This window comes from Natronorubrum amylolyticum, assembly GCF_052040145.1.
Lineage (GTDB): Archaea > Halobacteriota > Halobacteria > Halobacteriales > Natrialbaceae > Natronorubrum.
In genome coordinates, this window is the sequence record NZ_JBPPFW010000001.1 from 249,620 (window position 1) to 269,776 (window position 20,157).

At 64.1% G+C, this 20,157-nt stretch carries 24 protein-coding genes; 11 read left to right on the forward strand and 13 right to left on the reverse strand.

The features are described 5' to 3' along the window. Position 1: 1 nt before the first annotated feature. The 4 genes from ACSFDB_RS01250 to ACSFDB_RS01265 form a co-directional block, all read right to left on the reverse strand. On the reverse strand, positions 2-808 hold the full coding sequence (locus ACSFDB_RS01250; RefSeq protein ID WP_440769242.1) for an N-acyl homoserine lactonase family protein: 807 nt from the start codon (positions 806-808) through the stop codon (positions 2-4). A 114-nt stretch (positions 809-922) separates the two neighbouring features. Continuing rightward, entirely contained in the window at positions 923-2,164 is a 1,242-nt protein-coding gene (locus tag ACSFDB_RS01255; RefSeq protein WP_440769243.1) for a tripartite tricarboxylate transporter permease, read from the reverse strand. A gap of 57 nt (positions 2,165-2,221) precedes the next feature. After that, complete coding sequence (locus tag ACSFDB_RS01260; RefSeq protein WP_440769244.1) at positions 2,222-3,295, reverse strand: Brp/Blh family beta-carotene 15,15'-dioxygenase; 1,074 nt, start codon at positions 3,293-3,295, stop codon at positions 2,222-2,224. Then, complete coding sequence (locus ACSFDB_RS01265; protein ID WP_440769245.1) at positions 3,285-4,067, reverse strand: lycopene cyclase domain-containing protein; 783 nt, start codon at positions 4,065-4,067, stop codon at positions 3,285-3,287. Before ACSFDB_RS01265 ends, ACSFDB_RS01260 begins: the two co-directional genes overlap by 11 nt. Positions 4,068-4,467: 400 nt before the next feature. Here ACSFDB_RS01265 and ACSFDB_RS01270 point away from each other — a divergent pair, with 400 nt between their 5' ends. Together ACSFDB_RS01270 and ACSFDB_RS01275 are read left to right on the forward strand one after the other, a co-directional pair. Then, a complete protein-coding gene (locus ACSFDB_RS01270; RefSeq protein ID WP_440770166.1) occupies positions 4,468-5,277 on the forward strand; it encodes a bacteriorhodopsin in 810 nt (269 codons plus the stop codon). A 145-nt stretch (positions 5,278-5,422) separates the two neighbouring features. Next, entirely contained in the window at positions 5,423-6,010 is a 588-nt protein-coding gene (locus ACSFDB_RS01275; protein ID WP_440769246.1) for a hypothetical protein, read from the forward strand. Between the two features lie 273 nt (positions 6,011-6,283). Here the strand turns inward: ACSFDB_RS01275 and ACSFDB_RS01280 are convergent, their stop codons facing one another. The 4 genes from ACSFDB_RS01280 to ACSFDB_RS01295 form a co-directional block, all read right to left on the reverse strand. Continuing rightward, complete coding sequence (locus ACSFDB_RS01280) at positions 6,284-7,048, reverse strand: DUF429 domain-containing protein (protein WP_440769247.1); 765 nt, start codon at positions 7,046-7,048, stop codon at positions 6,284-6,286. A gap of 130 nt (positions 7,049-7,178) precedes the next feature. Further along, positions 7,179-7,526: a 50S ribosomal protein P1 gene (rpl12p, locus tag ACSFDB_RS01285; RefSeq protein ID WP_090307330.1), complete on the reverse strand. Its 348-nt coding sequence runs from the start codon at positions 7,524-7,526 to the stop codon at positions 7,179-7,181. A gap of 21 nt (positions 7,527-7,547) precedes the next feature. Further along, positions 7,548-8,591, reverse strand: a complete 1,044-nt coding sequence (locus ACSFDB_RS01290; RefSeq protein ID WP_440769248.1) for a 50S ribosomal protein L10 — start codon at positions 8,589-8,591, stop codon at positions 7,548-7,550. Between the two features lies 1 nt (position 8,592). Continuing rightward, positions 8,593-9,225: a 50S ribosomal protein L1 gene (locus tag ACSFDB_RS01295; protein ID WP_440769249.1), complete on the reverse strand. Its 633-nt coding sequence runs from the start codon at positions 9,223-9,225 to the stop codon at positions 8,593-8,595. A 223-nt stretch (positions 9,226-9,448) separates the two neighbouring features. On the opposite strand from ACSFDB_RS01295, the gene ACSFDB_RS01300 reads away from it, so the two are divergent. The 9 genes from ACSFDB_RS01300 to ACSFDB_RS01340 all read left to right on the forward strand — a co-directional run bounded on the left by ACSFDB_RS01300 (position 9,449) and on the right by ACSFDB_RS01340 (position 16,166). Beyond that, positions 9,449-10,054, forward strand: a complete 606-nt coding sequence (locus ACSFDB_RS01300; RefSeq protein WP_440769250.1) for a hypothetical protein — start codon at positions 9,449-9,451, stop codon at positions 10,052-10,054. A gap of 78 nt (positions 10,055-10,132) precedes the next feature. Further along, positions 10,133-10,498, forward strand: a complete 366-nt coding sequence (locus tag ACSFDB_RS01305; protein ID WP_440769251.1) for a DUF7475 family protein — start codon at positions 10,133-10,135, stop codon at positions 10,496-10,498. A gap of 3 nt (positions 10,499-10,501) precedes the next feature. Further along, positions 10,502-11,260 (forward strand): CDP-alcohol phosphatidyltransferase family protein, encoded by a 759-nt coding sequence (locus tag ACSFDB_RS01310; RefSeq protein ID WP_440769252.1) that lies wholly within the window; start codon positions 10,502-10,504, stop codon positions 11,258-11,260. Positions 11,261-11,399: 139 nt separating this feature from the next. Next, complete coding sequence (locus tag ACSFDB_RS01315; protein WP_440769253.1) at positions 11,400-12,455, forward strand: zinc-dependent alcohol dehydrogenase; 1,056 nt, start codon at positions 11,400-11,402, stop codon at positions 12,453-12,455. A gap of 58 nt (positions 12,456-12,513) precedes the next feature. Then, complete coding sequence (locus ACSFDB_RS01320) at positions 12,514-13,179, forward strand: helix-turn-helix domain-containing protein (RefSeq protein WP_440769254.1); 666 nt, start codon at positions 12,514-12,516, stop codon at positions 13,177-13,179. 82 nt (positions 13,180-13,261) lie between these two features. After that, positions 13,262-13,654, forward strand: coding sequence for a DUF7344 domain-containing protein (locus ACSFDB_RS01325; RefSeq protein ID WP_440769255.1), 393 nt, complete (start codon positions 13,262-13,264; stop codon positions 13,652-13,654). A gap of 66 nt (positions 13,655-13,720) precedes the next feature. Continuing rightward, positions 13,721-14,098: a 6-pyruvoyl trahydropterin synthase family protein gene (locus ACSFDB_RS01330; protein ID WP_440769256.1), complete on the forward strand. Its 378-nt coding sequence runs from the start codon at positions 13,721-13,723 to the stop codon at positions 14,096-14,098. Positions 14,099-14,100: 2 nt separating this feature from the next. Beyond that, complete coding sequence (locus ACSFDB_RS01335; RefSeq protein ID WP_440769257.1) at positions 14,101-15,222, forward strand: glycosyltransferase family 4 protein; 1,122 nt, start codon at positions 14,101-14,103, stop codon at positions 15,220-15,222. After that, on the forward strand, positions 15,219-16,166 hold the full coding sequence (locus ACSFDB_RS01340) for a class I SAM-dependent methyltransferase (RefSeq protein WP_440769258.1): 948 nt from the start codon (positions 15,219-15,221) through the stop codon (positions 16,164-16,166). The genes ACSFDB_RS01335 and ACSFDB_RS01340 overlap by 4 nt, the downstream gene beginning before the upstream one ends. A gap of 78 nt (positions 16,167-16,244) precedes the next feature. Here the strand turns inward: ACSFDB_RS01340 and ACSFDB_RS01345 are convergent, their stop codons facing one another. The 5 genes from ACSFDB_RS01345 to ACSFDB_RS01365 form a co-directional block, all read right to left on the reverse strand. Next, positions 16,245-16,733, reverse strand: a complete 489-nt coding sequence (locus tag ACSFDB_RS01345) for a 50S ribosomal protein L11 (protein ID WP_440769259.1) — start codon at positions 16,731-16,733, stop codon at positions 16,245-16,247. A gap of 130 nt (positions 16,734-16,863) precedes the next feature. Then, positions 16,864-17,166: a divalent-cation tolerance protein CutA gene (gene cutA / locus ACSFDB_RS01350; RefSeq protein ID WP_440769260.1), complete on the reverse strand. Its 303-nt coding sequence runs from the start codon at positions 17,164-17,166 to the stop codon at positions 16,864-16,866. Between the two features lie 187 nt (positions 17,167-17,353). Further along, positions 17,354-17,545 carry an HEWD family protein gene (locus ACSFDB_RS01355; RefSeq protein WP_440765413.1) on the reverse strand — a complete coding sequence of 64 codons (192 nt, stop codon included), beginning with the start codon at positions 17,543-17,545 and terminating at the stop codon, positions 17,354-17,356. Positions 17,546-17,716: 171 nt separating this feature from the next. Beyond that, complete coding sequence (locus ACSFDB_RS01360; RefSeq protein ID WP_440769261.1) at positions 17,717-19,228, reverse strand: phosphoenolpyruvate carboxykinase (ATP); 1,512 nt, start codon at positions 19,226-19,228, stop codon at positions 17,717-17,719. A 369-nt stretch (positions 19,229-19,597) separates the two neighbouring features. Next, positions 19,598-20,038: a cupredoxin domain-containing protein gene (locus ACSFDB_RS01365; RefSeq protein ID WP_440769262.1), complete on the reverse strand. Its 441-nt coding sequence runs from the start codon at positions 20,036-20,038 to the stop codon at positions 19,598-19,600. Between the last annotated feature and the right edge of the window lie 119 nt (positions 20,039-20,157).

Consider the following 20,157-nt stretch of genomic DNA (forward strand, 5'->3'; position numbering starts at 1 on the left):
CTCACTGCCCCCAGCCGTCTCGGATCTCCTCGAACTGGTCACTGTCGTGGCCGTAGACGATCTGGGCGTCGTGGCGGCGCTCGAGTTCCTTGATTCGCTGGAGACTCTCGAACCACTCCGTCTTCCCCCAGAGAAGCAACGCGCCCAGCGGAATCTCGTCCTCGAAGTTCTCCGCTCGGTAGAGTTGGTCGCCGGTGATAACGACGGTTCCGTCGCCATCGAGGTGCATCACGGTCCCAGTCAGGCCCGGCGTGTGGCCGGGGAATCGGACGAACTCGATGTCTTCGAAGTGTTCCTCCCGGTCCTGGTGGAGCACCTGCCAGTTCAGATCGTGGTCGAAGTCGTCCAGGATGTACGCGCCGCTTCCCTTGTCGGTCTTCGCGCTGTAGTAGGCGTACTTGAGCTCCTTCTCGTGGACGAAAATCGGCACGTCGGTGCCGTCGAAGAACTCCAGACCGCCGGCGTGATCGAGGTGGAGGTGGGACTGGAACACGTAGTCGATGTCGTCGATGCTGTAGCCCGCCTTCTCGAGGTCGTCGTCGAGCCGGTGTTCGTCGGCGTCGTACGGATAGAACGCCTGCAACAGCCCCTCCGGCCAGTGGCCCTCGAGCGCCTCGTGGTGGTTGCCGGTGTCCCAGAGGATCGTTCCCTCCGGGTGATCGATGACGAGGCTCCAGACCGGGATCTCGTCGTAGTCCACGTCCGGGTTCGGTTCGTCGTGCGTGCCGAGGGTGTGGCCCTCGAGCATGTAGTTCTGGTCGCACTCGAGTCCCCCGCGATAGAGGACGTCGACTGTCGCGTTTACCATTGTATTGACACCTCGAGTCCCTACACCGGTTTCGATCAAAAGAGTTTGTCCGTCATTCACACACAGTCACAGCGGCGCGAACGTTCGAATTCCGATCGAGGAACGCCGCGGCGATCACTGCATCAACAGGAGCGGGCCGATTAGCACTCCCATCAGGTGCACGCGTCGCGCCCGAAACCGAATCGGGACCATCCCGACGGCGGCAGCGACGACGAAGACGAAAATCCCGACGAGACCCGTAAAGAGATACGAGAGGACACAGAGGAGGCCGAGGACGGCCACCGAAATCTTCCAGTACGCCATCGTCCCGACGATTTCGAGATAGGCGTCCCCGACGACGATGACGAGGACGAACCCGAACAGGCCGGCGAGGACGACGCCCGCGAGCAGGATCGGTAACTCGAGCGGCGCGTTCACGTTCTCGAAGGCGACCATCACGCCGGTTCGGGGCTGGCCGATGGCGACCAGCGCGAAGAGCGCGAAAATTGTATTCGCCGTGTCCACCCCGCTGGTCGCGACGATATAGCCTCGATCACCGGACTGTCCGGGAACGAGGACGAGAACCGCGACGGCGGCGATCGCGGCCGAGATACCCGGAATGTACCCCACCACGGCACCCGCGAGCGCGCCGGCGAGCGCCGTCGCGCCGACGAGCCAGCGGGGCATCGCGATCGGTTCGTCGTACTGCGGCGGCACGCCACCGCCGCGAATCGCGTCGATCAACACCGGCGCGCCGAAGAGGCCCGCAAAGAGCGGCGCGAGCATCCCGCCGGCCTCGAGGGGCGCGTCCGGCGAGAGATCAAGTGTGAGCACGCCCAGCGCGGCCGCGAGGAGAAAGGAGACGAAGCCACCGACGCGAGCGCGCCAGGTGTACTCCGAGGCGACAAGGGCGACGACGACCATTGCCAGCAGCAGTCCCAAATTGTCCCGAATCGTCGGATAAGCGGCCGTCACGCCCCACGTGATCGGCAAAGCCAACGGAACCGCTAACAGGACGGCGAGGATACTTCCGAGCGCGGAGAGCCGAATCGCTTCGTAGCCGCGGCCCTCGAGCACCATCCGGTGGCCCGGCAGCGCGGTCACGGCCATCTCGGCGTCGGGCACCCCGAGCGCCATCGCGGGGACGGCGTTGAGGAAGGTGTGGACGACGCCCGCGGCGAGCATCGCACAGCCGACGAACAGCGGCTCGCCGGGGATCGACGGCGCAAATCCCGCGAGCAAGAGTGCGAAGTTATTGGCGTGTAAGCCAGGAATCAGTCCGCTCACACTCCCGAGGGCCGCACCGCCGAGAATCCAGGCCAACAGATGAACCGTCGTAGCGGGGTTCGCGACGAACTCGACTCCGGGCGTGGCCATCGCTCGACCTGGCCGCCCGATCGGATTTAAACTTCAGTGAGCACGCACGTAGACCGGTCACTCCGCCCGTGGTGACCAGAGTCCCTGTTCTCGATCGAGCGCGGTGACCACGACCACGTGAGGGAGCGTCAGGATCGCGATCGTGACGAGATACAGCGCCACAATATCGGGCACCGTAGCGGGCGTTCGCGGAACCAGCAGCGCGACCCCCCCGAGGACGACGATCGCGCCGCCGGTCAGCGGGGCCGCGTCCCGCGCGAATCGGCGGCTTGCCTCACCCAGCGCACCTCGCGACAGCGCCGACGCAGCGCGGTCGTCGACGAGCATCGTCCGGAGGATGTGTCGGAGGCTATGCCAGAAGCAGAAGTAGAGGCCGATCGCGAGAACCGGCGGCACGAGGGCGAACAGGGCGACGAGGCCGAGCGTTTCGCCGGCGTCGATCAGCCACGGCCCCGTCGGCCCCGATCGGACGAGTCCGCGACCGAGCGTGGCGACGACGAGGACCCCGAATCCGATGCCGACGGCGAGGCGGACGCTCGGCTGGAACGCCGGCTCGAGGGCCGCTGCGGCGGCAGGGTCGAACAGCCCGACGAGTGTCCCCGCGACGAAGGCGTACTGCTCTGGAAACGCGACCAGCGGCACGAGCATCGGGAGACCACCACGGACAAAGAGAGTAAGCACGCGGGAACCTGCCCCCTCGAAGTAGTCCACGCCGGTTAGCTCGACGAGGGCGTAGACGTCTCCCTGGCCCCAGTGGAACAGCGTGACGAGGATGAAGAGGACGAACGCGGCCGCCGGAGCGAGCACCCAGAGTACGGCGTAGGCTGTGCTGATGGCGAAATAGAGCACTCCGATCGCTACGAGCGATCGGCGCGTAACCGCCTCCTCCCGGGCCCGCGGAAGCACGAGGTGATCGACCGCCCCGTGTGGGAGTCCCAGCACGAGAACGCTTACGAGAAGCGGAAGGTACTGCAGCGAGAGCGGGACCGACTCGGCGATCAGGACGATCGCAAGCCCGACGAGGATCGTCGTTGTGCCGGCCGCGAGACTCACGACGCTGGCCCAGCGTCGGGCACGATCCCACGTCTCAGCGCTGGCTCCCCGATCGATCGAAGTCGTGTTATCCGGCATCGCTTCGGTCTACGAGCCGGCTCCGGGCATTCTGGACCACCGGATGGCCCTCGAGTCGCTCGAGCGTCCACAGATACAGGATCAGCCCTTGCACGAGGAACACGTTCGTGACGAGAAAAAAGAGCGCTTCCTCGATCGGAAGCCCCAGTAGCGTCAGACCGATGGTGTGCGTGTCGGAGATGACCCAGACGCCGAGTCCGATTGCGATCCGATCGACGATCCAGAGGTACAGTGTCGGGGCGGCGACGGCGATCAGTATCGTTCGCCGAACAGTCCACAGCGCCGTACTCCCGAACGCCCACTGGATCCCGAGAATTGGGCCTGCCCAGAGCAAAATTGCGCCGAGATAGAACGTTGACGTCGTCCCGAGTAGGAGCCACCCGAGCCCGCCAAGCGCCACTCCCGCGAGCGCACCGACGAGACGGTGATTCCACGGGATCCACAGTTCCTGATCGGGTGTTTGGAACACGTGAAACAGCCAGAGCGCGGTCAGAATCGGCTGCAACACGAAAAAGAGGTACTCTTCGATCGGCGCGTGCCAGATTGTCGCCACGACAGTTCCCTCACCGTACCACCAGACCCCTTCTGCGATCAACAGGTTGTCCCAGGGCGTCGTGTAGGCGACGGCGAGGACGATCATAATCGCGAGTCCGCTGGCTGTTCGGCGATCCCACCAAAAATCGTCTCGTCGTCGGCCGAGCCAGGCGAGTACGAGTATCGGCGGGAAGACGAACAGCGCGTGAACGGCGAGGTAGGAGAGATCAACGCTCATGGCGAATAGCGATGGCCGGCAGTCATGCGGGTGCCACTCCGATCGGCGGTGGGTAGACCACCGGCGCGTCGGCACAGTTGATCGCAATCTCCCGTCGTTTCAGGCGGCCGACGACTCACGATCACACCTACGGGATGACGCCTAAACAACAGGATGCCAAACTAGGCAGGGTGGTTGCACCTAAACCGACCGGTGCCCTCGACGACAGCTGTAGCCGTTCTCTCTCGCGTAAACCTGTATTAATTTATACTGTTTTAAACGACATTCAGTATCGCCCTGATTACCCTTACTGGTATGGATTCACGGTTATTTGTTAGCCGCTCGTCCTATTTCTTGTACAATGGCTGAAACTATCGCATCAGAGATGGTAACGTTCGGACAGCTTGGCGTCCCACTCGAGATGACCCAGACGGAAGTCTACGAAGTGGTACAGGAGAATACGCTCCTGAACGCCTCGTTCTGGGCCAACATCGCTCTCGCGGGGGTGGCGATCCTCCTGTTCGTCTACATGGGACGTAACGTTGAGGATCCCCGGGCACAGCTCATCTGGGTTGCAACGCTGATGGTACCGCTGGTCTCGATCGCCAGCTACACTGGACTGGCCTCCGGACTGACCATAAGTTTCCTCGAGATGCCGAGTGGCCACGCCCTGGCGGGTGAAGAAGTCCTTACGATGTGGGGCCGGTATCTCACGTGGACGCTGTCGACCCCGATGATTCTGCTTGCACTCGGACTGCTTGCAGGAACGAATCTAACGAAGCTGTTCACGATTATCACCGCCGACATCGCGATGTGTGTGACGGGTCTCGCGGCCGCGCTGACCACGTCCTCCTACGGCCTGCGATGGTTCTGGTACTTCATCAGCTGCACGTTCTTCCTCGTCGTGCTCTACGTCCTGCTAGTCGAGTGGCCAAAGGACGCGGAAGCTGCTGACACCGCCGAGATCTTCAACCTGCTCAAGATCCTGACGGTCGTCCTCTGGTTCGGCTACCCGATCTTCTGGGCGCTCGGCGCGGAAGGGCTCGCCGTCCTCGACGTCGCGATCACGTCCTGGGCCTACAGCTTCCTCGACATCGGTGCGAAGTACGTCTTCGCCTTCCTGCTCCTGCGATGGGTCGCTGCGAACGAGCACGTGATCGCCAACCAACCGGCGATCATCGGCACTGGAAGCCCGCGCGATCCGGGAACCGGGACGCCTGCAGACGACTGACCATCTGAACGACGGCGGCCACCGCTGGGTCGCCCTGCGATACCGTCCTTGCGGATCTACCTATTTCAGCCGGGTAGAGAGCATGTCCCACGGTACCAATACAAAAGAGCTATGAGTGGAACCGGCATTGGGCCGCCCGAACGGTATGGACGACAAGTACACCGATCTCGTTCTCGAGGGACGGGAGTACGAGCTTCTGCGAGCGCGACGCGGACTGCTGAGTCGGTGGTCGATTCCACAGAAGGTCCGCGGCTGTAGCTACCTTCTGTTTGCGGCCTCGGCGATGCTCCCGCTGATGTACTTCCTTCCGGCGACAGTCAGGGAGGCGTACGTTGGCCTCGACCCGGCGAGTTCGCGGGTCGGGTTTACGATCCTGACGCTGCTCAGCGTCGGCTGTCTGCTCGTTGCGAGCTTCGGTCTCGTCGCGGTCGCGGTCTACAGGGACCGGCTCGACGAAATCTCCGAAGACCAGGCCTGGTCGCTCGTCGGCCTCGAGGGCATGTTCTCGGGCATCGGCTTTATTACGGGCTCACTTGGCGTCGCCGCGACGCTCCTCCTGTCGGGGGTCGGCCACGCGGGCGTCGATATGATCGATACCCTCGTCGCGACCGGCATCCATCCCTATCGTCCGGGCCCCGATATCGCTCTCACGGTGGTTACGGCCAGCGGGATCGCTTTCTGCTGTGCAATTACCGTCTTCGTGATGGGAAGCGTCGCAGAGTCCCTCGAGTAACAGTCGGTTCGAAGTCGAGTTCGCCAACCAGCAGCCGTCGATCGTCGACCCACCATCCGCTCTCCGTCCCTCTCGTCTGTACTGGCTGGGGCGAACGCCGCCGCCGAGTTGGGATACCGACTCGGTCGACTGCACCGCGGTGATGGTCCAGACTCGCGAGGGCCGAGAGGACGGCGTCCTCAAGCGACTGGTTATGGATCACCTGTTCGGCTAGGCGGTGCTACTGTTAGGCCGTCGCCGGTCTCACGTCTCTCAAACAGAGTCCGCTATCGGCTACGCGAGCGAGCGAACGCCTTCCGGCGCGACGATCTCCATCGGCAGGTCGTGGCGATCGATCGGGGGATCACGCGGCAACGAAACCGTCTCGCCGCGGGCCGTCACGGCAAGGACGAACGCGTCGAGCAGATCGTCCCGATTCGACGCGCGGAACCGCCGGGCGTACGTTGGCTGGTCGTCGATGTACTCGCGCTCGAACGACTCGAGGTCGCCGACTTCGTCGCGCTCGTCTCCGAGTGCGTCCTCGAGCAACTCGCGTCGACGCTCGAGACCCTCCTCGGTCGTCTTCCCCGGGAGTCCCGACTCGCCGGCGAGCGCGGCGAAACACACCTCGGGATGGGACTCACGGACGACGTCTCGAGCCGCCTCGATCTCGCGAAGGAAGCTGTCGACCTCCCGAATCGCTGGACAGATGTGGTACGCTTGGGTCGAGATTCGATTTCCGGTCGCGTCCTCGTGTACGTCGCCCGCTGTCTCGTAGCGATCCTCGTAAACGGCGTCGCGAACCGGCGTGTAGAAGACGCTGCTCCGGCTCTCGCCGAGCACCGCTCGAGCCTCCTCGTCGCACTGACGGCGGCCGTCGGTAAGCCCGATCGGCACGTCGACGAGAATCGTCTCCGCCTCGCGGTTATCTCGCCAGGCGTTCAGGATCGACGGGTAGAACGCGGCCGTGACCGACCGCTCGCGCTCGTCAGCGTCGTGATCAATGATCACCGCGATCCAGCCCTTTCCGCCCCAGTCGAGGCCGACGTAGCTGCTCATGGCAGTGACTCGAACAGTCCTCACGTAATGCTTCCGAAAGCCGAACGGCTCGGTCCTACGACGGACAGCAGTAGCTCTTGGATGGCAGCGCCGAAAGAAATCGGGATTGCGTGAGTCGTCGCGTCGCGACTTAGCCGAAGAGTTCGCCGAGGCCCTCGCCACCGGCGTCGTCGTCCTCGTCCTCGTCGTCGTCCGTCGTGTCCGGGACGTCGCTGGTCTCTTCGACCTCTTCGTCGTCGCCATCGTCGCCTGCGGCCGCGCCGGCCGCGGCGCCGCCTGCGGCGGCTCCGGCAGCGGGTGCGACGGCAGCCTCGGAGACTGCCTCGTCGATGTCGACGTCCTCGAGTGCGGCGACGAGCGCCTTGACTCGGGATTCTTCGACGTCGACGCCGGCAGCGTCGAGTACGTTCGTCAGGTTGTCTTCGTTGAGCTCTTCGTCCGCTTCGTTCAGGATGAGTGCAGCGTAAACGTATTCCATTGTTGTATCCTCCAGTTGTGATTAGCCGAACATTGCGCCGAGTCCTTCGCCGCCGCCAGCGTCATCGTCGTCATCGTCGTCTTCGTCGTCGGCGGCGTCGGCCTCAGCATCAGTGTCTTCGTCTGCCGATTCGTCGTCGGTCTCAGCGTCCGCTGCCGGTTCGGCGGCGGGCGCTTCGACACCCTGCAGCTCCTCGGGCAGGGCCTCCTCGTCGTCGATCTGAGCCGCGAGCGCACGCAGCTGTGCGTCGGCTTTGGAGACGAGGTCGGGCATCAGGTCTTCGTCCTCGATCGCGGCGTGCAAGCCGAGGCTCTTGGCCTCGCCCGTCGCCTTCGAGATGAGCGTCGGCGCGGTTGCCGCGGTCGGGTAGCTCGCGTTGATCGAGAGGTTGCGAGCGCGAGCGGCGGCCGTCGCCACGTCGCTCTCGTAGGCCTCGACGTCGATGTCGAGGTCCTCGGGGTCGAACAGCACGCCGTCGGCGATGACGGCGCGAAGGTCGAGACCGACCTCCTTGGGCTCGATCCCGAGTTCGTTGAGGACGTTCGAGAGGTCCGCGGAGACTTCCTCGCCGGCCTCGAGGACCGTCGAGTCCTCCATGACCTGAATCGAACCGTCCTCGATGCGCGCGTTCGCGCCGATGCTCTGCAGTTCGCCGACGAACGGCCCCGGATCGACACCCGTGTCACCCTCGGGGATGACGATGTCGTTCGGGGCAACCTCGCCCTCGTTGATGGGCGCGGGCGTCTTCGACGCCTCGAGCTCCTTGTAGAGCGAGAAGGGGTTCTCGTTCGTACCGACGAGACCGACCTGTCCCTCGATGTGAGAGACGAGTTCGTCGAGTCCGGCGTCTTCTAACGCGTGGACCTGCAGCGTGTTGCGGCTGACGCGCAACTCGGCGGTGCCGTACAGATCGCGACGCATGTCCTGGAGCTGTTTGCTCGGAATGCCGGTGATACCGACGATGCCGACGCTCTCGTAGCTCTCGATGAGCTCGGCGAGTTCGTCGACCTCCTCTTTCTTCCACTGCGGAAGGTTCTCGGTCTTGCGTTCAGCCTGTGCGCTCATGTTAGACTACCTCCTGAGACGGTCCCATCGTCGTCTTTACGTAGACGCCATCGATGTTCTGTGGACCTTTCTCGAGGTCGGCGTGCAGGCGTCGCAGGATGACGTCGATGTTGTCGGCGATATCTTCGGCATCCATGTCCTCGGCGCCGACGAGCGTGTGGAACGTTCGTCGGTCCCGGGAGCGAAGCTGCACGGTGTTCTTGAGTCTGTTGACGGTCTCGACGACGTCGTCGTCGGGGCCGAGCGGGTCCGGCATCTTCCCTCGGGGACCGAGAATGGTACCCAGGTGCCGGGCGATATCTTGCATCATCGCCTCTTCGGCGATGAAGAAGTCCGTCTCGTCCGCCATATCTTTGGCTTCGTCGTCGTCCAGATCGGCCACGTCGCTCTCCGAGAGAACCTCGTCCGCTGCCTCTTCGGCACGGACGGCGGTTTCCCCCTCGGCGATAACGACGATACGGGTTTCCTGGCCGGTTCCGGACGGCAGGACGATAGACTCGTCAACTCGATTCGACGGTTCGTTTAGGTCGAGATCGCGCAGATTGATTGCGAGGTCGACCGTCTCGGTAAAGTTCCGATCGGGTGCATCCTCGAGTGCGCGCGCGACTGCTGTTTCTATATCCGAATCTGCCATCGTTCACCTCCGTAGTACGCAGGAGTGCTCCTACGGGTCAGTGAAACAGGCAATGCCTGTCTCCCTTGAACGAAATGCCATGGCAAACTTAAACCCGTCGAACTGGCTTCCGCACAGCCTCCCACGACCGTTGAACCGGGCCACCCCTCGAGTTATTTTCGCGAGTGACACCTATTACCATTGATCGAAAACGTTATTGGAGATGAGAGTATATCGTTCGTACATGGGGCCAGTAGATTTATATGGTGTCGTTGGGGCGGTACTTGAGTCAATCGGCCATTTCGCCACGACCGATATTGGACTCGAAACGTATCAGGCGCTGAGCGCACTGGAGCGTGCGGGGGTTCACTTCGGTGTAACGCTCATCGTCGCGATGGTCGTCCTCGGATTGCTCCAGAACTTCGGCCCGCAGACGGTGACGAAGTGCCGTCGAAGCCCGGTGATCTCGATCTGTATCGGCATCCCGAGTCTCCTGGTTATCAGCGCCGTCGTGAGCGCGGGCTATCTGATCATCGGAACGAGCCTCGGAACCTTCTTCGGTATCATCTTTGTCGCCGTCGGGCTGACGATTATCCCCATACTGACGATCGCCGGCTTCGTCGCGATCGGCCAGTCCATTGCTGCCCGATTCGGTCGCGACCAGCTGTGGATCGGCGTCGTCGTCGCGAGCCTGCTCAGCGGCCTCGTCGGCCTTTCCGTGCTCGCGACCGTCGTCGCAGTCCTGTTCGCCGGCTCGCTCGGCACCGGTAGCGCCATCCGCGTCATGCGAGGCGCCGGCGGCTCGACCCACCCCAGCGAGCGAACCGTCCCGCCTGCGAACAAAATCTAAGCTCCCGCCTCGGTTAGGCACACGATACTCGAGCGATTCGGCACAAAGCGTTTTTCGACGCAGATCCAGATCGAGCGTATGGCACCCAGCAGCCGATCTTCTCTCGAGTCAGTTTCGACACCCCACTGGGTAGCCATCGCGCTGGCGCTCGTGACCGCCGTCATCCACCTGATACTCGGGGTCGACTTTCTCCCCCACTGGATGGGCGTCGCCTTCCTCGTCGCGACCGTCGGCTTCGCACTCGGTATCGCGCTCGTCCTGCTCGACTACCGGCGGCGACTCGTCTACCTCCTCGGAATCCCTTTTACCGCCGGGCAGGTGATCCTCTGGTACGCGGCCAATCAGCCGGCCGGACTCGGTGATCTCACGGTCGCCGGTGTCGTCGACAAAGTCGCACAGCTACTCCTGATCGTCGTCCTGGTGGTGCTCTACCGCCGTGAGTAACCCATGACCGACGACTCGACGCTGGCCGTTCGGCGACGAACGCTCCCGCAGTGGGGTCGTCTCACCGCCGGCAACGTGGCGACCATCGCCCTCGCGCTCGTCGTACTCGGGATCGGATGGACCGCCGGCCCGTCCGCCGGCTTTCTGGCCGCCGTCGGGCTGGTGGCGGTCCTCGAGTCGGCGCTCTTCCTCGCCGTCGTCGGCGAGCGCGGACGCCACCCCGTCACGCTCGCGACGTGGGTAACGGTGGCTCGCGGCGCGGCCGTCGCGGTGCTCGCCGGCTTCGCCGTTGCGGGACCGCCGGCCGGAACGGGAATCATCTCGTGGGTGCCGGCCGCGCTGTTCGCCGTCGCGGCGGCGCTGGATGCGATCGACGGGGTGCTCGCGCGGGCGACCGACAGCGTCACCGATCTCGGGGCGCGACTGGACATCGAGATCGACGCGCTCATCGTACTCGTGGGGACGATCGTCGCCGTCGTCGACGGCGCACTCCCGTCTGTTTTCCTCGCCGTCGGCGCTGCGCGGTACCTGTTCGTCGCCGGCCGGTGGTGGCGAACTCACCGCGCCCGTCCCGTTTCCGCGCTCCCGCCGAATCGATTCCGTCGGCTCCTCGGGGCGCTCGCAATGGTCGCGATCTGGCTCGCGCTGGTTCCGGTTCTCGCCGAGACGGTTACGCGCGCGTTCGCGGTCGCCGTGGCAGTCCCGTTCCTGGCGAACTTCTGTTGGGACTGGCTCGCCGTGTCCGACCGCATCGAGCCGTAACTGCTCGAGACGGACGTCGAAACGCCCACCTACAGCAGTCGGTCGGCCGGGCCGGGCGGTCCGTATCGGTCGTACGGACTCCATACCCCACGTCGTCAGTACAAACGACCAAGTGGCGGCCCGTGGAAGTCGCGCCAGCGTGACCGACCCCGACACACCCCGCGTGCAGCCGGAGGCCGACTCGAGGGCGCGATCTCTCTACTTCACGGGCCCGAGAGCCGTCGATGTCAGGTCCCATCCCCTCCCCGAGCCCGGTCCCGACGAAGTCCGCGTTCGGACCATCGCGTCGGCGATCAGTGCCGGTACGGAGGGGCTGCTCTACCGTGGTGAGGCCCCGACTGAGCTGCCGGCCGACGAGGAACTCGAGGCGTTTGACGGCGACCTCTCCTTTCCCCTCCAGTACGGCTACGCCGCGGTCGGCGAAGTCACCGCCGTCGGCGCGGACGTCGACGATGCGTGGATCGGCCGACCCGTCTTCGCGTACAACGCTCACGAAAGCCGGTTTCTCGCCGACCCCGAGACGCTCCTTCCGGTCCCAGACGGCGTCTCGCCGCGGGAAGCGACGCTCTTCGCGAACCTCGAGACGGCCGTCACCTTCCTACTCGACGGCGCTCCGCTGCTGGGTGAGCGCGTCGCCGTCTTCGGACAGGGAACCGTCGGCCTGTTGACGACGGCCCTGCTCGCTCGCACGCCCCTCGAGGCACTCGTTGTGTTCGAACCCACCGAGCAGCGCCGGCGGTGTGCCGAACGCTTCGGCGCGGATCGTGCGCTCGATCCGGCAGAGGGCGAGTTCCCCGACGTATTTCGGGAGATCGCCGGCGATCGAGCGGACCTCACTTACGAGCTCTCGGGCGATCCCGACGCGCTGGACGACGCCATCGCGACGACGGGCTTCGACGGGCGCGTGCTCGTCGGCTCGTGGTACGGCACGAAGCCCGCCACGCTGGATCTCGGCGGCCGCTTTCACCGCGACCGCATCGAGATCCGAAGCTCCCAGGTGAGCACGCTCGATCCGCGACTCTCCGGTCGCTGGTCCCGCGAGCGACGCCACGACCTCACCTGGGAGTGGCTAAAGCGACTCGAGGTCTCCGAACTACTCACGCACGACGTGCCGCTCGAGAACGCCGAGGAGGCGTACGAACTGCTCGAGGAGCGTCCCGGCGAGGCGATTCAGGTGCTGTTGACGTACGTGTAGCCGAACTCGAGGCTCCTGCCACCCAAGTCGTTACTACGTTGGGCCGACTACACGTCATATGGCTATCATCGCCGAGATTTCGATTCAGGGCGACGAGTTTCTGCTGGGACAGATCATCGCCGAGTATCCGGGTCTGTCGGTCGAAATCGAGCGCGTCGTCCCGGCCGACAAGCGAGTGATGCCGTACATTTGGGGGTACGGAACCGACCTAAAGGAGTTCGAAGCCGCGATGAACGAGAGCTCGAACGTCAGATCGATCACCGTACTCGACGAGTACGACGACCGGGCACTGTACAAGATCGAGTGGGAGGATCCGGCCGAGCAGCTGATCGCTGGGATCACCGAGACCGACGCGACGATTCTCGAGGCCCACAGCGACGACGAGTGGCTGTTCCGGATCCGATTCGAAGATCACTCCGGGCTCGCCCAGTTCAACGAGTACTGCCGAACGCACGACATCAGCTACCAACTCACTCGCGTCTCCTCGATGGCAGACGCGAACGCGACCGAGACGGACTTCGGTCTCACCGACGCACAGTACGAAGCGCTCTCGCTCGCCGTCGAACGCGGCTACTTCAAAGTCCCTCGAGACGTCGAGTACGACGAGCTCGCCGCAGAGCTGGACGTCTCGGTGCAGGCGCTCTCCGAGCGAATCCGCCGCGGAGCGGACAAAGTGCTCCACGATGCGTTGACCCAACCCGGCTCGCGAAACACGCAAAACTGACAGTCAGGAACCCCTGAGTACTACATAAAGGGCATGAGCAGCCATGAGTTCATGCTTTGGTAGTCATACTCTAGTCTCTGATATGGTCGAACAACTTCGTCTCGAACAGGTTGAAACGCCCGAGTTTCTCGACACGTTCTATACAGTGTTGTCGAACGCGATCAGACGGAACGCCCTCCAGTATCTGCTGACCAACCCGCGTCCGGTGTTAGTAGATCGATTAGCCCTCGAGCTCGCGGCGCTGGAACAGGGAGTGTCCCCCGAACACGTGACGAGCGAACAGCAACACGACCTCCAGATGCTTCTCACGCACGTCCACCTTCCCGCGCTCTCCGATGCGGGCGTCGTCGAGTGGGATCGAGAGTATGGACAAGTCACGCTGACGCCGCTGCTGGACCAGCTTTCGGTGACGGACTCATCGCTAAACGGGCTTCCCGAACTGTCGGTTTCGGCCCGATCGGAAACGAGTCACTAAGAGTTGCTGTTCACTGGCTGCAACGCACGGCGGGACATTTAGCCCCTCGACGACGTATCGTGGGCTATGTATTCGGTCTCCGTCTCCCGGTCCATTATCGCCCAACACTACCTGACAGTGCCCGAACCGGGTCCCGAAGGCGACCGTCACTCCCACCAGTTTACGATCGAGGCGACACTCCGCGGTCCGGAACTGAACGAGTACGAGTACCTCGTCGACATCGACGACCTCGTCGACGCGATGGACGCGTTGACCGCGTTCTACGGCGACCGCACGCTCAACGATCTCCCCGCGTTCGAGGGGGCGAACCCGAGTGCGGAACGATTCGCCCGCGTCTTCGGCGATCGGTTGCTCGAGCGACTCGAGACCGACGGCATCTCCGAACTCCGGATCGAGATCCAAGAAGACGACGTCGCTCGCGTGGCCCACGAGCGTTCGCTCTGACCATGCAGATCGGACTGGTCGTCGAAGGGGATCTCGAGCAAACGTCGGGCGGCTACCGCTACGATCGGAAACTCGTCTCGTTTCTCGAGACGCAAGGCGACGAGGTCGACGTAATCTCGCTCCCGGCGCGGTCGGACGACAACCGGGGACTCGAGACGGTTTCCGCCCCCTCCAATCCCTCCAATACCGACCGATCGATTCGCGACCGACTGGACCGCCCGTACGACGTCCTCCTGCAGGACGAACTCTGTCACCCGACGCTGGCCGAGCACAACCCGCGACTCGAGCAACCCGGCGCGATCGTTTCGCTCGTCCACCTCCTTCGGACGCCCGACCCGGCAGTGGACGACTCTCGCGTACGCGAACGCGAAAAACGGTACCTCGAGTCCGTCGACGCCGCGGTCTGTACCAGTTCGTACACCCGCGATCGGACGACCGACCTCGCCGAGGGCGATCTCCCGACGCTCGTCGCGCCCCCGGCGGGGCGTCACGAGGGGGCTGCACTGTCAGCCGATGCCGTCCGCGAGCGCGCACGAACCGACTCGCTTCGAATCGCGTTCGTCGGGAACGTCGTCCCGCGAAAGAACGTCACGACGCTGCTCGAGGCGCTGGCACGGATCGACGGGAGAAAACACGACTGGCGAGCGACCGTCGTCGGCTCCCTCGAGACCGATCCGGCGTACGCCCGCGCGGTCCGCAAGCGAGCGCGCTCGTTCGGCCTCGACGACCGGGTGACGTTCACCGGGAGCGTCGAGACGACCGTCCTCGAGTCGATCCTCGAGCGCTCGCACGTCCTCGCGGTGCCGGCTCGCTACGAGGGGTTCGGGATGGTCTACCTCGAGGCGATGGAGTACGGCGTCGTCCCGATCGCCAGCAGCGTCGGCGGCGCGAGCGAGTTCGTCGCGGACGGCCGAAACGGGTTCGTCGTCGATCCGACCGATCCGGACCGACTCGCGGATCGACTCGGCGCGCTCGCGGCCGAGCGTGACCGACTCGCGGCGCTTGGCACCGGAGCGCTCGAGACCGCCACAGCCCATCCCACGTGGGCCAAAACGCTGGAATCGGTTCGGACGTTTCTCCGGCAGTGTTGCGAGCGGGGGACGACCGGGGGTGACCCGACGTGACGAATTCGATGCAGCGGTACCTCGAGGCAAAACGATCCGTCGACGACCGCGCGCTGAATCGGCGCGTCCTCGAGCGGTTCACGGCGGAGCTCTCCGCGCGGCCGGAAACGAAACCGGTGCGGATCGTCGAACTCGGCTGCGGCGTCGGCACCATGATCGCCCGCTTGGTCGAGTGGAATTGCCTGCCAGCGCGGGTCTCCTACCGGGCCGTCGATCGGGACGCAGCGAGTATTCAGCGCGCGCGCGAATCGGTTCCCGCGCGGCTCCAGGCGGCCGGCTATACGGTCGACCCCCTCGAGTCGGGGGCCGACGGGACGGTCGAAGGCGGCGTTCCAAAGTCGACCACGCTCGTCGCTCGGCCCGACGAGACGAGCGACGGCGGAGGCACGCGACTCGAGATCACCCTCGAGGTCGCCGACGCGTTCGAACTCGAGGACGACGCCGACGCCGTCATCGCGGCGGCGCTGCTCGACATTGTCGACCTCGAGGACGCGACATCCGAGATTGCCGACCTCCTCGCGGGTGACGGGCTGTGTTACGCGCCGATCACGTACGACGGGGGGACGACGTACGCGCCGCGAGATCGGTTGGACGACCGAATCGAAGCGCAGTATCACCACCACATGGACGAGGTTCGGGACGACGGGAGCAGTCGGGCCGGGAGCGAACTCCTCGCGGTGCTCCCCCAACAGGGGTGGAACGTCCTCGCCGCTGGCGGCTCGGACTGGATCGTCCGACCGAGAGGGGGCGAGTATCCCGACGACGAGGCCGCGGTCGTCGCTCAGGTTCTCGAGACGATGGCCGACGCTCTTGAGGAGGTGCCGTCACCCGAACTCGGCGCCGACGCTCGTCGGCGATGGTTCGCTCGTCGGTGGCGCGAACTCGAGGCCGGCGACCTCGTCTACGTCGCGCACAATCTCGACGTGCTGGCGCGCGTTCCGTAACAGTCTCTCGACGGCCCGGCGGCTCTCGAACGCTGGGTTCGAAAAAGGGGTCTCGTCCGGCGTCGACGTTCGAACCGATTATGCGTCGGCTTCTGCAGCAAGAACGTCGTCGTACTCGCCGCCGTCGACCTTCTGCTTGAACTCTCGAGCGTCGTCGCCCTCGATGGTGACGCCCATCGAGGCGCAGGTGCCGACGACTTCCTTCGCGGCGTTGATCGTGTCGTAGGCGAGCAGGTCGGGGTGTTTCTGCTCGGCGATCTTCTTGACCTGTTCGACCGAGAGATCGGCGACGAAGTCCTTCTGGGGTTCGCCGCTCCCGGTGTCGAATCCGGCTTCGTCCTTGACGAGCGCCGCCGTCGGTGGGACACCGACGTCGATCTCGAACGAGCCGTCGTCGTCGTAATCGACGGTGACGGGCACTTCCGTGCCGTCGAACGCTGCCGTCTGGTCGTTGATCTGCTGTACGACTGCCTGCACGTCGACGGGGGTCGGTCCGAGCTCGGGACCGAGCGGTGGGCCAGGGTTGGCCTGGCCACCCGGAACGAGCACTTCGATGGTTCCAGCCATACCCATGGAAACCCGTGCGCGAGTTTTAAGGGTTGCTAATTCGCCCAATCAGGGCCTGTCACTGACTACCGTGCGTTCGTTGGTAGCCGTGACGGTTGCGCTACGCCCCGGTGGCGTCACCGTCGCTCCGCTACTCGACGGCTTCTGCCCGCCACGACGCGAACGAGTCGAGGACGTGACTCTCATCGAAGCGCTCGATGCAGGGGACGTCGTAGGGATGGATCTCCTCGAGTCGGTCGACGAGGTCGTCGGAGGCGTCGTCGGTGGTCTTCGCGAGCAGGACCACCTCGTCGTCGCGGTGAATCTCGCCCTCCCAGCGGTAGGTCGACGTCGTCGACAACTGGTTGACGCAGGCCGCGAGTCGCTCTTCGACCAGCCGTTCGGCGATCTCGTCGGCGTCGGACGGCGGCGCGGTGATGTAGACGGTCGGCATGGCTCGAGGCTACGGCAGACAGCGCAAAAAGCGCCGCGCACGTCGCTCGAGCGCGGCGCGAGAGAGGACCGTCACCAATCGAGGCGACGACTGGTACCGAACCGGTTGGTTAGCTTCTGTTCTCGACGACTGGTACCGAACCGGTTGGTTAGCTTCTGTTCTCGACGACTGGTACCGAACCGGTTGGTTAGCTTCTGTTCTCGACGACTGGATTGAACGTCCCGTTGATATCCCACTCGTGGAGACAGTGGGGGTTTCCGACTTGCTTTTCGCCGTCCTCGCGGACGAGTTGCCAGGCGTCGACGTCCGTATCCCAGTGTTCTGCTCGACCGCACCGTTCGCATACGCGGGCCGTTGGCGTCCGTACGTGTAGGCTCATTACCGCACTGTGAGAACCACACACACATAATCTTGTTCCCCGCCGGCAAGTGCTGCCGTCCGGCGATTGTGACTGTCTTTACGTCTAACAGATCGGTCTCTCGAGCGAACAGTCGACCACGAAACGGCGAAAAAACGGTGCGACGCAGAAAACGGCGCGACGCGGGGGCGATCAGTAGACGGCGTCTTTGATCTCCGCGCGCAGTTCGTCGAACTGCTCGAGGTAGGCGCGTCGGTCGGCCCGCAGATCGGCGACCGCCTCGTCGTAGTCGTCGACGTGGTCGGGAACGTAGTAGTCCTCGATCTCGAGGCCGGGAACGCTGTCGGGGATCGTCAGCCCGGTCCGATCGTCGTCGGTCCACTCGATCGTCCCGCGTGCGGTCTCAGTGAGAATCGTCACGGATTCTTCGACGCCGACGTCCGCGGACTTCGCGCCGAGATAGCCCGTGTTGATCACGTAACACTCGGCCTCGAGTTCGTCGATCAGGTCCCGGAAGATGTTCCCCTCCTCGCCCTCAGGGCCCATGATGAACGGGTTCGTGCCGACGACGCGGATCGACTCGCCCGCGCGGGAGGGATCGCCCGCGCTGGTCTCGATCGACTCCCCGAGCATGAAGGCGACGGCGGCCTGCTCGTCGGTGAGCTTTGCGACCGGCGGCATCAGTGGATTCCGAGTGATGAAGAAGACCTGATCCATCCGATCGAGGTCGATGTCTTCGGCCGCGCTCTCGAGGTGCTCGCGTTGGACGATCGCTCGGGAGTTCGCGGTGTAGCGGTCCTCGTCGAAGTGGACGGTGCCGTCGTCGTCGACGGCGACGTTCTCGAGGATCGCGTCCTCGTCCGTCGCGGCCTCGTAGAGTTCGGGCTGTTCGTCCTCGTCGAGACCGATGGTCTTGATGAACAGCCCCTCGCCCTCGCTGCCGGGGACGGAGCCGTCGGGGAGGATGCCACAGACGTCGTCCTGGAGCATGGCGGCGTCCTCGTCGTCCTCGAGCCAGCAGCCGTGGGAGGTCAGGGTCGACTTGCCGGTCGCCGAGAGACCCATGAACACCTGGCCGACGGTCTGCAGTTCGCCATCGTCGTCGCGAACGCGGACGCGCTTGCTGCCCGCGTGGAGCCCGAGTCCGCCCTGTTCTTTGATGCGGTACATGAATAGGCGGAGAAACGACTTCTTGGCTTCGCCGGTGTAGTCGCTGCCGAGCACGACCGTCACGTTCTCGTCGGGGAGTACGCGGATCGCCGTCTGGTCGTAGTCGGGATCCTGTACCGTGTAGAGATCGGGTTCGCGACCGTCGGTCGGCTCGAACAGGTTCGCCCACGCGAGGGCGATGCGGGCGTGTTCGACGGGAACGAAGAGGCGACAACAGTACGTCGCTTCGGCGTGGCGACCCATGAGGCGATCGACACAGAGCATCTCGCGGTCGCCGGCGATGTCGATCGCGTCGCCGATCAAGTCGCGATCGTCGTCGTCGAACTCGTGGTCGACGGTGTTTTTCGTCCGATCTGAACTCCGCGATCGATACTCGCTGACGTACGAGGGGGAACCGAATTCGGTCGTCGTCTCGTCGTCGGCCGCGAGTTCACGAAGCTCCTCGAGCGTTGGGTTGTACCGGACGTTCGACGCGGTCGTCGGATCGGGAAGCTGTCGGGCCAGCGGACGTGACTCCGCCCCGGTTTCGGACATATACGTAACCCACCAACAGCACGATGTATAAACATGGAGGATTTTGACCGGTGTGTGTCACATCCTACCCACCGATTACCTGTCGTATGGCTGTTCATACCCGCCAGCGGGCCGTTCGTAACCGGTTCGTTATACGGACAGTATTGTTTGGAATTGGACAGGTGTGAGAATATACTCGAGTCAGAAATAATTCTAATCGGCCGGCAACGGTTCGAGAGAGTCGGCCCGAACTCGCGGTTGGCGTCGCCGAGAACTTCCGACCGGCCGTGCGACACTGATGTCCGTTCGATACCGTCAGTCGGTACGCGCAGCGTCACCCGTGATCGGCGACTGGTACCGATCGTATAGGTCGACCCGAGAAGGAAGCGGTTACTCCGAGACAATGACCGTCCCGATCATGCCACCGTGGACGTGTGGTTCGCAGATGTAGCCGTACTCGCCGGGCACCTCGAAGGTGTGCTCGTACGTCTCTCGGATTTCGATCTTGCCACCCTCCTCTTCGTGCCAGGCGTCGACCGCGGTCTGTTGGTCCTCGTAGCCGCCGCTCGCGAAGTACTCGGCGTCATCCGGGATGCTGTTGTCGAGGGCGGTCACGGTGTGGCGGGCGTCGCTGGTGTTCTTCCAGACGACGGTCTCTCCGACGGTCGCCTCGTACTCCTCCGGAACGAACTCGTTTCTGGTCATTCCGATATCGCAGTCGTCGCCGCCACAGAGTTCGTCGTCGCCGAAGGCGCTCAGAACCGTCGAACAGCCCGCCAGACTGACGGAGACTGAAGAGCCGACGAGGGCGAGGTACGCGCGCCTGTTCATACGAACGCTTGGGATAGTTGTGATATAACCGCCCCGGTTCATTCTTCGAAAATGGGACCGACCGAACGGCCCGTCTCCGTCCTCGATGTCGACGACCACCGCCCGTCCTCATCCGTGTC

What these genes read in the sequence shown, in the direction of transcription:
- ACSFDB_RS01250 (WP_440769242.1), bottom strand. Translation starts at nt 808, where the DNA reads ATGGTAAACGCGACAGTCGACGTCCTCTATCGCGGGGGACTCGAGTGC.
- ACSFDB_RS01255 (WP_440769243.1), bottom strand. Translation starts at nt 2,164, where the DNA reads ATGGCCACGCCCGGAGTCGAGTTCGTCGCGAACCCCGCTACGACGGTT.
- ACSFDB_RS01260 (WP_440769244.1), bottom strand. Translation starts at nt 3,295, where the DNA reads ATGCCGGATAACACGACTTCGATCGATCGGGGAGCCAGCGCTGAGACG.
- ACSFDB_RS01265 (WP_440769245.1), bottom strand. Translation starts at nt 4,067, where the DNA reads ATGAGCGTTGATCTCTCCTACCTCGCCGTTCACGCGCTGTTCGTCTTC.
- ACSFDB_RS01270 (WP_440770166.1), top strand. Translation starts at nt 4,468, where the DNA reads ATGACCCAGACGGAAGTCTACGAAGTGGTACAGGAGAATACGCTCCTG.
- ACSFDB_RS01275 (WP_440769246.1), top strand. Translation starts at nt 5,423, where the DNA reads ATGGACGACAAGTACACCGATCTCGTTCTCGAGGGACGGGAGTACGAG.
- ACSFDB_RS01280 (WP_440769247.1), bottom strand. Translation starts at nt 7,048, where the DNA reads ATGAGCAGCTACGTCGGCCTCGACTGGGGCGGAAAGGGCTGGATCGCG.
- rpl12p (WP_090307330.1), bottom strand. Translation starts at nt 7,526, where the DNA reads ATGGAATACGTTTACGCTGCACTCATCCTGAACGAAGCGGACGAAGAG.
- ACSFDB_RS01290 (WP_440769248.1), bottom strand. Translation starts at nt 8,591, where the DNA reads ATGAGCGCACAGGCTGAACGCAAGACCGAGAACCTTCCGCAGTGGAAG.
- ACSFDB_RS01295 (WP_440769249.1), bottom strand. Translation starts at nt 9,225, where the DNA reads ATGGCAGATTCGGATATAGAAACAGCAGTCGCGCGCGCACTCGAGGAT.
- ACSFDB_RS01300 (WP_440769250.1), top strand. Translation starts at nt 9,449, where the DNA reads ATGGGGCCAGTAGATTTATATGGTGTCGTTGGGGCGGTACTTGAGTCA.
- ACSFDB_RS01305 (WP_440769251.1), top strand. Translation starts at nt 10,133, where the DNA reads ATGGCACCCAGCAGCCGATCTTCTCTCGAGTCAGTTTCGACACCCCAC.
- ACSFDB_RS01310 (WP_440769252.1), top strand. Translation starts at nt 10,502, where the DNA reads ATGACCGACGACTCGACGCTGGCCGTTCGGCGACGAACGCTCCCGCAG.
- ACSFDB_RS01320 (WP_440769254.1), top strand. Translation starts at nt 12,514, where the DNA reads ATGGCTATCATCGCCGAGATTTCGATTCAGGGCGACGAGTTTCTGCTG.
- ACSFDB_RS01325 (WP_440769255.1), top strand. Translation starts at nt 13,262, where the DNA reads ATGGTCGAACAACTTCGTCTCGAACAGGTTGAAACGCCCGAGTTTCTC.
- ACSFDB_RS01330 (WP_440769256.1), top strand. Translation starts at nt 13,721, where the DNA reads ATGTATTCGGTCTCCGTCTCCCGGTCCATTATCGCCCAACACTACCTG.
- ACSFDB_RS01335 (WP_440769257.1), top strand. Translation starts at nt 14,101, where the DNA reads ATGCAGATCGGACTGGTCGTCGAAGGGGATCTCGAGCAAACGTCGGGC.
- ACSFDB_RS01345 (WP_440769259.1), bottom strand. Translation starts at nt 16,733, where the DNA reads ATGGCTGGAACCATCGAAGTGCTCGTTCCGGGTGGCCAGGCCAACCCT.
- cutA (WP_440769260.1), bottom strand. Translation starts at nt 17,166, where the DNA reads ATGCCGACCGTCTACATCACCGCGCCGCCGTCCGACGCCGACGAGATC.
- ACSFDB_RS01355 (WP_440765413.1), bottom strand. Translation starts at nt 17,545, where the DNA reads ATGAGCCTACACGTACGGACGCCAACGGCCCGCGTATGCGAACGGTGC.
- ACSFDB_RS01360 (WP_440769261.1), bottom strand. Translation starts at nt 19,228, where the DNA reads ATGTCCGAAACCGGGGCGGAGTCACGTCCGCTGGCCCGACAGCTTCCC.
- ACSFDB_RS01365 (WP_440769262.1), bottom strand. Translation starts at nt 20,038, where the DNA reads ATGAACAGGCGCGCGTACCTCGCCCTCGTCGGCTCTTCAGTCTCCGTC.